Here is a 13,357-nt window from a genome sequence, read left to right on the forward strand (position 1 = left end):
ATTTTATATAACAACGTTCCAAAATGCAACATTATTAACTCAAATATAATATTTATTCTAAAATAGCCGCAATTCCTGGCAAAGTTCTGCCTTCTAGGCTTTCTAACATTGCACCGCCACCCGTACTTACATAACTCACTTTCTTTTCAAATCCAAATTGCTTAACCGCGGCGACCGAATCACCACCGCCAACAAGTGAAAAGGTACCGTTTTTAGTCGCATTAGCAATTGAATTACCTAACGCAATAGTTCCCTTCGCAAAGTTGGGCATTTCAAAAACCCCTAAAGGGCCATTCCATAAAATAGTTTTAGATTGGTTTACAATCGTGTCAAAGTTTTTTAAAGATTTTGGACCGGCATCTAAACCTTGCCAGCCGTCGGGAATTTTGGTAACATCTACAACCTGTGTTTCTGCTGTATTTGAAAAGCTATTGGCTGCAACTACATCCACAGGAAGATGTATTTGTACATTTTGTGCTTTGGCCTTCTTTAAGATTTCTAAAGCTAAATCCAATTTATCGTCTTCGCAAATTGAATCGCCAACACTGCCGCCTTGTGCTTTAATAAAAGTAAAGGTCATACCTCCTCCAATGATCAAATGGTCAACCTTACTTAATATATTTTCGATCACGGTAATTTTTGAGGACACTTTAGCACCACCCAAAACTGCTAAAACTGGTTTTTCACTATTATTTAAAACTTTATCAATACTCTTAATTTCTTGGGCAAGTAATATTCCAAAGCATTTGTTGTTTGGGAAAAACTTAGCTACTATCGTCGTTGAAGCATGCGCACGGTGCGCTGTTCCAAAAGCATCATTCACATAAATATCACCTAGTTTTGAAAGCTGTTCGGCAAATACTTCATCACCTTTTTCCTCTTCTGGATGAAATCTTAGGTTTTCTAATAACAACACGGACCCTGGTTTTAAATTAGCGGCCGCAGATTCGGCTTCAGGTCCTACACAGTCAGAAACAAAAGCTACTTTAATACCAATTTGAAACTCTAGTTCTTTTAAAATATGTCTTAAAGAAAACTCATCTTCCACGCCTTTTGGTCTGCCTAGATGAGACATTAAAACGCAGCTACCGCCATCTTCTAAAACTTTTACTATAGTTGGTTTAGCCGCTGAAATTCTTGTGGCGTCGGTAACCTCAAATTTATCGTTAAGTGGCACGTTAAAATCTACTCTAATTAATGCCTTTTTTCCCTTAAAATTAAAATCGTGTATTGTTGTCATTTTCCATAATTTAAAACACAAATATAAGTGTTTCATCATTATTATAACAGTCGATTTCTGTTATCTTTGTGTCATGTTGTTTTCAGATATTCTAGGGCAAACTCACATTAAAAATCACCTTACTACCAGCGCTAATTATGGCAGGATACCACATGCGCAGTTATTTGTAGGGAAAGAAGGTGTTGGCACCTTGGCAATGGCCATAGCATACGCACAATATGTAATTTGCAATAATGTTGAAGGCGAAAATAACAACGGGAATAACAGTTGTAATTTAAAATTTAAACAATTTTCGCATCCCGATTTACATTTCGCTTTTCCAGTTACTACAACCACTGCCATAAAAAGCCATCCCGTTTCTAATAATTTTATGACCGAATGGCGCGCGCTATTAAAGGAACAGCCTTATGGGAATTTATTTGATTGGTATAAAAAAATTGGAGTAGATAACAAGCAAGGACAAATTGGGGTTGATGAAGCGCATGATATTGTTAAAAAACTATCGCTCAAATCCTATGAAGGCGGTTATAAATTTATGATTATTTGGATGGCTGAGAAAATGAACTCAGCCAGCGCCAATAAACTCCTAAAGCTTATTGAAGAACCACCAGAAAAAACGGTTTTCATTTTAATTGCTGAAGAAGAAGAGCAGATCATTGGCACCATTCGATCGCGTTGTCAGGTGTTGCATTTTCCACCACTGTCTAATGAGGTTATTGAAGAAGGTTTGGTTAAACAGTTTAATATTGACAAACGCGTTGCTGCAAATATTGCCAACCAATCTAACGGAAATTACAACAAAGCTTGCGACCTTGTCTACCAAGATAGCGAAGATTTACAATTTGAAAATTGGTTTGTGTTTTGGGTAAGAAGTGCATTTAGAGCAAAAGGAAACAAAAGTGCAATACACGACTTGATTAGCTGGAGTGAAGAGATTGCAAAAACTGGACGCGAAACTCAAAAGCAGTTTTTACAGTTTTGCATTGAATTATTTAGACAGGCGTTAATGTTAAATTATAATACGGGTCCGCTTGTATATATTGAAACAAAATCTGAAGGTTTTAAACTTGAGAACTTTGCCCCTTTCGTAAACCAAGATAATATATTAGACATTGTAGAAGAACTAGAAAGCGCCATGTATCATATTGAACGCAACGGAAATTCTAAAATTATTTTAACAGATTTATCTATCAAACTCACAAGATTACTTCACAAAAAAAGTCAGGCAAATGCCTGACTTTAAAATTATTGCGCCTATCATAAGCTAGTTTTTTTCTTCGTATGCTTTATTTAAAGCCTCTGTAATTGTCTCTGTAAGGTCGGATGATTCTTCACCATACATTACGCTTCCTGCATCATTACCTCCTAAGATATAAGCGTAGTTATTTTTCTCACCATATTCTTTCACAAAAGACTTAACTTTTGAAATTACCGAGTCAATTTCTGTTTGAAATGCCTTTTCCAATTCTTGTTGCTCCACTTGAAATTGTTGCTGTAGTCCTTGTTGCTTTTGACCCAATTGTTGATACACTTCTTGAAGTTGTGTTTGACTCATGGATTTCTCCTTAGATTGAAACTCCATTACCTCGGCTTGAAAGCGCTGACTTAAGCTGTCCATTTTTTTGGTAAACTTTGTGTTTAAACCCTCGTACTTGGTTTCTAAATCTATTTTCATTTGATAATTGTTTATCAAATCACCGTTATTAACATAACCTATTTTGGCTTCCTGCTGACAAGAGGTTAATAATAAAAGTCCAACTACTACTAAAATATGTTTCATGAATTTATTTTTAAATTTCTGCAAATGTATAAAAGTTGATTTGTTTTACAACTTTTTATATTAATAGATAAAATTAATTACAAAAACCATTTTAATATTCAGTAACTATTAAAACTGAGTTTAAATAAGCCCATCTGCTTTACTTAAATAAATAGCTAACCTTACGAGTTGTTTTGCCAGATTAAAAACGATTACAGGGCTTTATTTTAATTTTTGCATTTTTTTACAATGTAAATACGCGAAGAAAACTCTCCAGATCGCATTGCTTTGAAATTTGATCTTAACCCAACCCAAAAAGCTTTCAAATAACGATAACGACCGCTTTGATATTTCTCTGAAAGTAAACTCACATAGAATGCATCAAAATACAATGGCTTTTTCTGAACAACAATCATGTTGTGCTGTTGGAATAGTTTTGAGATAGATGCCTGAGAAAAATGCCAGAGATGTCTAGGAACATCATAAGCGGCCCAAAATGATTTATAAACTTGTGCATCGTAGCTTTTATAATTTGGCACTGCTATTACTATCGCGCCATTCGGTTTTAATAATCGCTTTAGATTTAAAATTTGCTGGTCTAAGTTCGGCAAATGCTCTAACACATGCCAAAGCGTAATGACATCGAACGAGTGGTCTTTTAAGTGATCGAACTTATCAATATTAAAAACAGAATTGTTGGTTTTCTTATTTGCTATGCTTCGCGCTTGTTGGTTTGGTTCTATTCCCAACACTTGCCATTTATTATCAGCAGCAGTCTTCAAAAAATCACCTGTGCCACAACCTATATCTAAAAGTAATTTAGAATCGGTTTTAAGTGCATTAATCAAATTTACCTTTTGGCGAAGGGCAATTTCCTTAATAAAATGATATAACTTTTCTAAGGTATTGCGTTTAGCATCGGTATGTGAAATATAGTCTTCACTTTTATAATACGCCGGAAGTTGATCTTCGCAAGGTTGTGGAGTGGTTTTGAAATATTCAAATTCTTCATCAAAAACCAAGGTAAATTCTTCACCCGAAACGGAGAAATCTTTTACTTTAAATGAAGATGGATTTAAATACTTTTGAGACATAATTTTTCTTGGAAACAAAAATGTTCCACGTGGAACTTGTTAAATTATCTTCCCATGTAAACTAAAAGAACCGAGACGTCATTAGGCGATACGCCACTAATTCTTGAAGCTTGCGATACCGTTGCGGGCCGAATTTTATTAAGTTTCTCTCTCGCCTCCATACTCATAGATTTGATTTTAGAATAATCAAAGTTTCTTGGTATTTTCATATCTTCAAGTCTGTTGAGCTTATCTGCGTTGTTCTTTTCTTTTTCGATATAACCTGCATACTTTACCTGAATTTCGGCTTGCTCAATAACCTCATCATCCAACTTATGTGCCATAACATAATCCCGTACTGAATCAATTTTAACCATGTCTTCAAATCCGATATTTGGGCGTGCAAATATCTTAAACATTTTATCGGACTGTTGCATGGGTGATGATTCATTATCCGAAAGTATAGGGTTTATTTCCTCTGGTTTTACGCTCGTATCTTTAAAAAATTGAACGAAGTTTTCGGAAGCGGCTTGTTTTTCCTCCATGCGTCTTAAACGTTTTTCAGAGGCTAAGCCAAGCTCAAATCCTTTAGGTGTTAATCTAAAATCGGCATTGTCTTGACGTAATAAGGTTCTGTATTCTGCACGTGAGGTGAACATTCGGTATGGTTCTTCGGTGCCTTTGGTAATAAGATCATCTACCAAAACCCCAATATAAGCCTCATTCCGTTTTAAGATAAATGGCTCCTTGTCTTTTACCTTTAGAGCGGCGTTTATTCCAGCCATTAATCCTTGTGAAGCCGCCTCTTCATAACCTGTAGTGCCGTTAATTTGACCTGCAAAATATAATCCGGAAATTAACTTGGTCTCTAAGGTATGCATTAATTGTGTGGGTGGAAAATAATCATATTCTATAGCGTATCCTGGCCTGAAAAACTTCACCTTTTCAAAACCGCTAACGGATTTCAACGCTTTAAATTGAACATCCTCTGGCAAAGAGGTTGAAAACCCATTTACATAAACCTCTACTGTATTCCATCCCTCAGGCTCCACAAAAATTTGATGTCGTTCCTTATCTGCAAATCGGTTAATTTTATCTTCAATTGACGGACAGTAACGCGGCCCTAAACTTTTAATACGGCCATTAAACATAGGCGATCTATCAAATCCTTCCCGAAGTAAATCATGCACTTCCAAATTGGTGTAAGTCATATAGCATGAACGTTGCGCTTTTAACGGCTTCGTACTGTCTAAATATGAAAACTTAGCAGGCAAATCGTCTCCCTTTTGTTCCTCCATTTTTGAATAATCCAACGAACGCCCATCTACACGTGGTGGCGTACCGGTCTTCATCCTTCCGGAATCAAATCCTATGCCAACCAATTGCTCTGTTATTCCCGTGGCTGCTTTTTCCCCAGCTCTGCCGCCACCAAAGTTTTTATCACCTATGTGAATAAGTCCATTTAAAAAAGTGCCATTGGTAAGCACAACCGTTCTGGCTTTTATTTCAATTCCTAAGGAAGTCTTAACGCCTACTACTTTATCTTTTTCAACTAGTAATGCGTTTACCATATCTTGATAAAAATCGAGATTCGGCGTACGCTCTAACATCAGTCTCCAATCTTCTGCGAAACGCATTCTGTCACTTTGCACTCTCGGACTCCACATAGCAGGCCCTTTGCTTTTATTAAGCATTTTAAACTGAATTGCGGATGTGTCACTTACTATGCCGCTATAACCGCCAAGTGCGTCTATTTCTCTTACTATTTGACCCTTTGCAATTCCGCCCATGGCAGGGTTGCACGACATTTGCGCAATGTTTTGCAAATTCATGGTAATAAGTAATGTTGAACAGCCCATATTAGCAGCGGCAGCAGCGGCTTCACCACCGGCATGACCTGCACCCACTACTATAACATCATATGTATCCTGAAATAAACTCATTTAAATTGTTTCACGTGGAACATTTCCGATTGCAAATATACATCGAAACCAATAATCTATACCATTTTTGAGAGATAGTAATTTTCTTTTGAACGCATTAACTCAGTATCATTAATACCCTTATCTTTATATCCACAGAGGTGAAGTATACCGTGAATCATAACGCGACTTAACTCTTCATTAAAGTTTGATTCGAAATCTTTGGCATTATCGGCAACACGTTGTACAGAAATATAAATATCCGAATGTAAGATGTTTCCTATACTATTGTCAAAAGTTATAATATCCGTAAGGGTATCGTGTTGTAAAAATTCCACGTTTAATTTGTGCAAATAATCGTCGTCTACAAAAATAAAATTTAGCTCACCTTCTGTTTTTTCCTCATCAATAATAGCAATAGCAATCCATTCTGAAACTGTCTTCTCGTTTCGTAATTTAAAATCTGTTTCGTAATAAAAATTAATCATTCCTCTTAAAATAATCTTGAACGCGTTTTTTAAAAAATTCGCGCAAAGGTAAGGCTTCCCTATTTAAGATCTCGCTGGTGTTAAAATATTCTTTGGCTGTCGGAATTTGGTTGGTATTAGTGTTGGTGAAATTAGTGCGATTGGTTTCAGATTGCCTTTTGGTGTCCTGACCTTGTTGAAAGGTCGCGTTTTCCAATTTCAACAATTCATACTGCAATGCCATCATCTTTTGAAGGGTTTGATTGGTAAAGCCTTTGTTGATTAAATCCAACTCTACCTCTTCCATTTTCTTGATTAAATCACCTACCTGACCTGAGCCTTCTTCCTTGCCAATTTTATCTTGCAACGCCTGACGTAATTTTTGTTGCTGTTGATAAATTTCATACAGCTCTCCGTTTAATTCTTCGTTACCTTGACCTTCACCTTCTCCTTGGGTGTCTCCATCCTGACCTTCGCCTTCTTGTTTACCCTCATTTCCTTCTTTTCCTTCTTCGCCTTCTTTTCCTTCTTCACCGTCTTTTGGTTTACCATCCTGGCTCTTTTTAAGGCCTTCTTCCATCATTTTATTCAGCTCTTCCTGACTCATAATAATGTCGGGTAATGGATCGCCACTCTCCTTACCAGAACCTTTACCAGAAGCATTCATTTGAGATTCCATATTGTCTAACACATCACTTAAAAAATTTGCCAAGGTATTGGCCGCAGTAATGGTGTATTGCTGAGAGGCAATACCTTGATATAACTGATTCTCACTTAAAGCATCCAACGCTTTATCTATATTATAGAACACATCGGTAATTTGTTTGTTAACTTCTTCTGAAAGTGAAGGTTGCCTCAAAGACAACGCAAATAAGCTATCGTCTACATGCTCAAAATGTTCTCTTAGATTTTTTTGGTTCACCACAAATTTACCATAATTACTGTGGTTAATTTCTATGCGTCTAAACTGATCCATCAAGCTTTCCTGATCGAATGAAAACAATAACAAATTATCCAAAATCTGTCGCAAAGCTGCCGCATCCTCAGACATTTGATCGCCACCAGCCATTTGCATGGACTGAGCCATTTTTTGCGCCATTTGTTTCATTTTTTTCGCTGCTTTCTTTTGCTGCTCTTTGGCTTTGTCTTGTTTTTGTTCTGCGCCTTGATTATCGCCCTTTTCTTGCTGTTCTTTCTTTTCTTCTAAGGCTTCTTTTGCCTCTTCTTGTTCCTGTTTAATGCTTTCCTCGGTTGGTTTATCTTGTTCTATAGGCATTGGCTTTTCTAGCGCATCATTTTCCTTTAGAAGCTCTTCCATTTGTTTTTGAAATTCTTCGAATTCCTTATTGAGTTCTTCTTGCTTTTCGGCTGTGTTTTCTTCTATTGATTTCTCGGATAAATCATCTTGTTTCTCAGAAAGTCTCTCCAAATCTTTAGCTAATTTTTCTTGTTTTTTAGCAACGTAAAAACGCTTGGTAAGTTCTAAAAGCTGTTTTAAACTGCGTTTTTTAGTCTGATTTTGCTTGGCTAATTCTTCTAATTTTTGAGTAAACTCTTCTTTATTGATTTTATCTTGTAGTTTTTCTAACTCTTCAAGCAACTTTTCATCTTGCTTAAGTTTACTTTCATTTTCCTTTAAACGCTCTTTTAAGGCTTCTTTAAATTCATCAGTTTCCGGGTTCTCTTTTTGAAACTCTTCTAAATTTTCTTGCAACTTTTCGTTGAAATTTTGCATCATTTCTTCTTGTTGCTTTTGCCGTTTTAAAAACTCCTCAAGCTTCTTCTTATCATTAAAATTGAGTTGCTCCTTTTCGATTTGAGTTTTGGTTAGTTCCTCAAGCTTTTTATCTTGTTCTTCTAATTTTTCAAAAGATTTATTGAGGTCTTTTATGGTTTCGTTTTGCTGTTCTAGCTGTTTGTTTTCTTCTTCATCTTGGGTGCGTTTTCTATAAGTGAAAACGCTGCTTTTAGAGCTTTTGAAGTTGTTAACGGCATCGTTGTCGAATACTTCAAAATACAAATTGTAACTAATGCCCGCTTCAATGTTTAATTGATTTGGAAAGGCACTCACAAACTCATCAAATGTCGAATTAGAAATAGCGATGTCTTCCGTTTTTTTAAGCATTTCTTCTCCAGAAGGATAATACACCAATTGTAATTTTCGTAAACCGTAGTCGTCACTAACTTGGCCATAAAAATACAGGCTTTGCTGATCTATGCTATCGGTTTCAACTTTCAGATTTAATTCTGGGTAAGCATCACGAATCACCTTGATATTAAACGCCAAACTTTCGTAATTCTTTAATGCTTGATTACTAATATTAATGCTGTAATTAAAATTATTAAATAGACGTTTTTCCGCAGAAAAGTCATCTTCATTGTTCTGTGAAAATGGAATGGAATCCTCTGCATAAATTTGGATATCATCAGTGGCTTTAGTTTTCATCATCCAAGTCACCTTTGTACCTTCTGGAACAACAGCATTTCCGGTGCTTTTTAATGTTTCGTCTTGTTTGTTAGTATGTGAAGGATAATCCATAACCATCTCAAATGACATCAGTTTTGGTACATTAACCACCGAAAGCACATAGGGCTTAGAAACCACGCCATTGGCTGTAAAATTAAACTCGGTGTTGCCTTTTGGTTGTGTGAATGTATATTCGTACTCACCCGCAGAACGCTGTTTCAGAAAATATGAATTTCCTTCAAAATGTATTTGGGGATTCTCCGGCAATACATCACCAACCGCTGAAACTATCAGCTGAAATGGCTTACCTTCCAAAGCTTTTAAGTCATTATTCAAAACAAAAAACTGAAATGGCGCTGGCGGCTCATAAGCAGTTTTATAATTTACCACACGCTCATAACCATCGCTAAACCAATTAATTTTACCAGTTGCTATTGATAAAAGCAGAATGATAACGGGAACGGCGGCGTATTTTAAATATTTTTTATTGGTGGCGAAGTTTACTGCAAGCTTAAATGGGACTGGTGATAATTCGGCCGATTTTTGATCTATCCCAGCTAGAAGCAATTCGCTTTGCTGAGTCTGCTGTTTTAATTGAAGTACGTTTAGTAATTTATCATTGACCTCGGGAAAGTGATTACCAATGATTTTTGAGGCTTCGTGGTAGCCTATACCTTTTTGTAATTTAAACAGCTTCAATAAAGGCCTCACGATAAACTTCGCCAAGAGCGTTGTTTCTACCAACACAAACAACCAAAATAATATGGTTCTAAGTGTTGTGTTGAGCCATAACAAATATTCAACCATCAACGTAAAGAACAGATACAGTAGGCCAATTGAGAAAAACAATATAATTCCTTTCAACAATTCATTGGTGTAAAAACGCCGGATAAACTGCTCAAGTTTGGTTTGTATTATGGTAAAATTGCTCAAGCCTTAAAATATTTCTTAATAGTCAGTATATAAACTACTAAACTACAATTTTATTTTTATGGCTAAATACTTAACTTTGGTAAGATTCTGTTAATTTCGAAGAACTGAATAGATAATAAGTTTTTAGAAAGAATACTATGTCCGTCCAACTCCTTAATTGGCCATCAATCTCATGAAAGATTTAAAATATTTAGCGGCTTTTTCCATCCCTTTGGTGTGCATAATAGGGCTAAAGTTTCAAAACTACTGGGTGTTTGCAACTCCTGTTTACGCTTTCGTTTTTATTCCTGTTCTGGAATTATTACTCCCAATAGATAATGATAATTTATCGACCGCAAACGCTAATCATAAACTAAAAAACAAATTATTCGATTGGTTGCTTTACCTAAATATACCGGTCGTTTTTGGTTTATTGTACTACAGTTTTATGGTGGTAAGCCAAAATAATTTAGAACTATATGAACTCATTGGACTTATATTTTCTTTGGGAATTGTACTTGGCGTAAACGGAATTAATGTCGCTCACGAATTGGGTCACAGACAACAAACACCTGAGCGTTTTTTGGGAAAATTATTGCTGCTACCGTCGCACTACATGCATTTTTACATAGAACATAATTACGGCCATCATTTGCATGCCGCAACACCAAAAGATCCTGCAACGGCAAAATACAATCAAAGCGTTTATAGCTTTTGGTTAACATCCAGTTTCAGACAATATTTTAGTGCTTGGCGTATTCAACTTAAATTATTGCAAAATAATCAGCGCGGTTTCTTTTCTTTATATAACGATATGTTTTGGTTTGCTCTTTTCCAAATCGGCTATCTCGCCTTAATACTTGTGTTTTTTGGTCCAACAGTGCTATTATTTGCGTTTTTGGCAGGAATCGGTGGCTTTATTCTTCTCGAAACCGTTAATTACATTGAGCATTATGGTTTGCTTCGTCTTAAAAAACCATCCGGAAAATACGAGCGCGTACGCGAAATTCATTCATGGAATTCTAACCATATTGTTGGCAGAATTGTGTTGTACGAACTTACCAGACACAGCGACCACCATTATAAATCATCTAAAAAATATCAAATATTAGATTGCCATGATGTGAGCCCGCAAATGCCTTTTGGCTATCCAACTTCTATGGTTATGGCGCTTTTTCCACCGTTGTGGTTCGGCGTAATGAATAAGCGCATTCCCAAGGAAATGATATCATAAAACTCCCACAAATATAAGTTTAAGTAAGGCTTACTTATTATCTTTGTTTCTCAAAATACAATCATAAAATGAGTAAATCCATAAGAGTGCGTTTTGCACCAAGTCCAACTGGACCGCTCCATATTGGCGGTGTTCGCACAGCCCTTTTCAATTATTTATTCGCAAAAAAACACGACGGCACTTTTATACTGCGAATTGAAGATACCGACCAAAAAAGGTTTGTGCCAGGTACCGAACAATACATCATCGACGCCTTAAATTGGTGCGGCATTACCATAGATGAAGGACCGCAACAAGGCGGTAAATTTGGCCCTTATAAACAAAGTGAACGCAAACACATTTATCGTCAGTATGCCGAAGAATTAGTGTCAAAAGGAAAAGCTTATTACGCATTTGATACAGCCGAAGCACTTGAAGAACTCAGAAAAGAACACGAAGCACAAGGCAAAACCTTTATTTACAATTGGCACAACCGCGAAAAAGGAAAACTTGTCAATTCCCTAGTATTAGAAAAAGAAGTGGTAGAAGCCAAGATAAATACAGGTGAAGATTATGTAATTCGTTTTAAATCTCCAAAAGACCAAACACTTCATCTTAAAGATATTATTAGAGGCGATATTCAAATAGACACCAATATTTTAGACGATAAAGTTCTATTTAAAAGTGATGGTATGCCAACCTATCACCTGGCAAATATTGTAGATGATCATTTAATGGAAATCACACACGTAATTCGTGGCGAAGAATGGCTGCCGTCCTTGGCTTTACACTACCAACTTTATGACGCTTTTGGCTGGAACGCGCCAGAATTTGCACATTTACCACTTATTTTAAAACCGACAGGAAAAGGTAAACTTAGCAAGCGAGATGGCGAAAAATTGGGATTCCCAGTATTTCCTTTAGAATGGCGCGATAAGGAAACCGGTGCTACAGCTTCTGGATATAGAGAATCTGGCTACTTTCCTGAGGCGGTCGTTAATTTTCTGTCTCTTTTAGGCTGGAACCCAGGTACAGAGCAGGAAATATTTACTATGGAACAATTAATTGAAAGTTTTGATCTAGACCGTGTTCATAAATCTGGCGCGCGCTTTGATCCTGATAAAACAAAATGGTTTAACCACCACTATATGCAGCAACAGTCTAATGAAGCACTTGCTGTTAAATTTAAACAATATACCGAAGCACTAGCCTCGGTTAATTTAAATTACATCACCCAAGTGGTTGGAGTAATTAAAGAACGTGCTACCTTTATTTCAGATTTTTGGGAATTAAGTCATTTCTTTTTTCAAACACCAAAAACTTACGACGACGCTGCACTTAAAAAGGCAGTTAAGGACGACACTAAAGCTGTCTTGGGGCAATTGATAGATGTTGTCTTTAAAATTGACGATAGCAGTGCAGAAAATTACCAAAATACCATTAAAGAGTGGATTACAAATCAAGGTATTGGATTTGGTAAAGTAATGATGCCTATGAGATTAAGTCTAGTAGGTTCGTTGCAAGGACCCGATGTGTTTCAAATTGCATTTATGATAGGAAAGGCCGAAACACTTTCAAGGCTTCAGCGTTTTACGGCTTCAATTTAAAATAAAAAAAATACGCTAAAAGCTAGCATAGACTGATTACCCTTAAACTTGCCTGAGGAATTACCATCAACATCGAGCTGCTGGTCATTAAGTTTATTGAGAATGTTTGTAAATCCGTAGATATAATGAGCACGCAACCTCAAATTATCAAAACCTGCGGTTATGCCAACAACACCGTCTACGTTAAACTGAGAGATTTCCGTAAGATCTCCCACTAACAAATTATTGTAACCGTTTATAATATAGTTTCCTTTAGTCTTGTCTTTTTGCTCCAATTCGCCGTTATATTGAAGCATCGGACCAAAGTCGAGTGTTAAATATCTGTTGGCTAATTTTGCATGCATCAACAAACCCATTTGCGCTGTTAGCATTTTGTATTCTACAAATTCCGATTCTGATAAACCCGATGGCGATGCACCAACATCTAGGCTGTTTTCAGAAAGCTGTATTACATAACTCACATTATACCATTTATGAGGGATGTCAACGTAGGCCGATAAACCACCAATCCAACCAGTGTTAGCCTTTGTAGTGAAATTATCAGTTATAATGTCAAATTGGGTTAAACCTCCCTGAATTCCAAAACCATTTTGAATCGCATATCTCTTGTGTTGGGCATCCATTTTTGTAACAAATCCTAAACAAATTGCTACTAATAAGAAGCAACTAATATTTCTCATCATTTTTACTTTGGTTT

At 36.3% G+C, this 13,357-nt stretch carries 10 protein-coding genes; 3 read left to right on the plus strand and 7 right to left on the minus strand.

Annotation, left to right across the window (positions count from 1 at the left end; all coding sequences use genetic code 11):
* Positions 1-52 precede the first annotated feature (52 nt).
* Positions 53-1,240: a phosphoglycerate kinase gene (locus V7Z48_RS03195; RefSeq protein ID WP_334111947.1), complete on the minus strand. Its 1,188-nt coding sequence runs from the start codon at positions 1,238-1,240 to the stop codon at positions 53-55.
* A gap of 73 nt (positions 1,241-1,313) precedes the next feature.
* On the opposite strand from V7Z48_RS03195, the gene V7Z48_RS03200 reads away from it, so the two are divergent.
* The gene (locus V7Z48_RS03200) at positions 1,314-2,477 is read left to right on the plus strand and encodes a DNA polymerase III subunit (protein ID WP_334111948.1); all 1,164 of its coding nucleotides are present in this window, start codon (positions 1,314-1,316) and stop codon (positions 2,475-2,477) included.
* A gap of 27 nt (positions 2,478-2,504) precedes the next feature.
* Here the strand turns inward: V7Z48_RS03200 and V7Z48_RS03205 are convergent, their stop codons facing one another.
* The 5 genes from V7Z48_RS03205 to V7Z48_RS03225 all read right to left on the minus strand — a co-directional run bounded on the left by V7Z48_RS03205 (position 2,505) and on the right by V7Z48_RS03225 (position 9,861).
* A complete protein-coding gene (locus V7Z48_RS03205; RefSeq protein WP_334111949.1) occupies positions 2,505-3,020 on the minus strand; it encodes an OmpH family outer membrane protein in 516 nt (171 codons plus the stop codon).
* 206 nt (positions 3,021-3,226) lie between these two features.
* Positions 3,227-4,093, minus strand: coding sequence for a class I SAM-dependent methyltransferase (locus V7Z48_RS03210; protein ID WP_334111950.1), 867 nt, complete (start codon positions 4,091-4,093; stop codon positions 3,227-3,229).
* A 44-nt stretch (positions 4,094-4,137) separates the two neighbouring features.
* A complete protein-coding gene (gene mnmG, locus V7Z48_RS03215) occupies positions 4,138-6,015 on the minus strand; it encodes a tRNA uridine-5-carboxymethylaminomethyl(34) synthesis enzyme MnmG (protein WP_334111951.1) in 1,878 nt (625 codons plus the stop codon).
* Positions 6,016-6,071: 56 nt separating this feature from the next.
* Positions 6,072-6,482 carry an rRNA maturation RNase YbeY gene (ybeY, locus tag V7Z48_RS03220; RefSeq protein WP_334111952.1) on the minus strand — a complete coding sequence of 137 codons (411 nt, stop codon included), beginning with the start codon at positions 6,480-6,482 and terminating at the stop codon, positions 6,072-6,074.
* Positions 6,475-9,861, minus strand: coding sequence for a hypothetical protein (locus V7Z48_RS03225; RefSeq protein WP_334111953.1), 3,387 nt, complete (start codon positions 9,859-9,861; stop codon positions 6,475-6,477). Before V7Z48_RS03225 ends, ybeY begins: the two co-directional genes overlap by 8 nt.
* A gap of 172 nt (positions 9,862-10,033) precedes the next feature.
* Here V7Z48_RS03225 and V7Z48_RS03230 point away from each other — a divergent pair, with 172 nt between their 5' ends.
* On the plus strand, positions 10,034-11,074 hold the full coding sequence (locus V7Z48_RS03230; protein WP_334111954.1) for an alkane 1-monooxygenase: 1,041 nt from the start codon (positions 10,034-10,036) through the stop codon (positions 11,072-11,074).
* 68 nt (positions 11,075-11,142) lie between these two features.
* On the plus strand, positions 11,143-12,660 hold the full coding sequence (gene gltX / locus V7Z48_RS03235; protein WP_334111955.1) for a glutamate--tRNA ligase: 1,518 nt from the start codon (positions 11,143-11,145) through the stop codon (positions 12,658-12,660).
* Here the strand turns inward: gltX and V7Z48_RS03240 are convergent.
* Positions 12,657-13,343, minus strand: a complete 687-nt coding sequence (locus V7Z48_RS03240; RefSeq protein WP_334111956.1) for a hypothetical protein — start codon at positions 13,341-13,343, stop codon at positions 12,657-12,659. The two genes, gltX and V7Z48_RS03240, sit on opposite strands and share 4 nt — an antisense overlap.
* Positions 13,344-13,357 lie beyond the last annotated feature (14 nt).

The organism is Paucihalobacter sp., from assembly GCF_036825875.1.
In the GTDB taxonomy this organism is placed as follows: Bacteria; Bacteroidota; Bacteroidia; order Flavobacteriales; family Flavobacteriaceae; genus Paucihalobacter.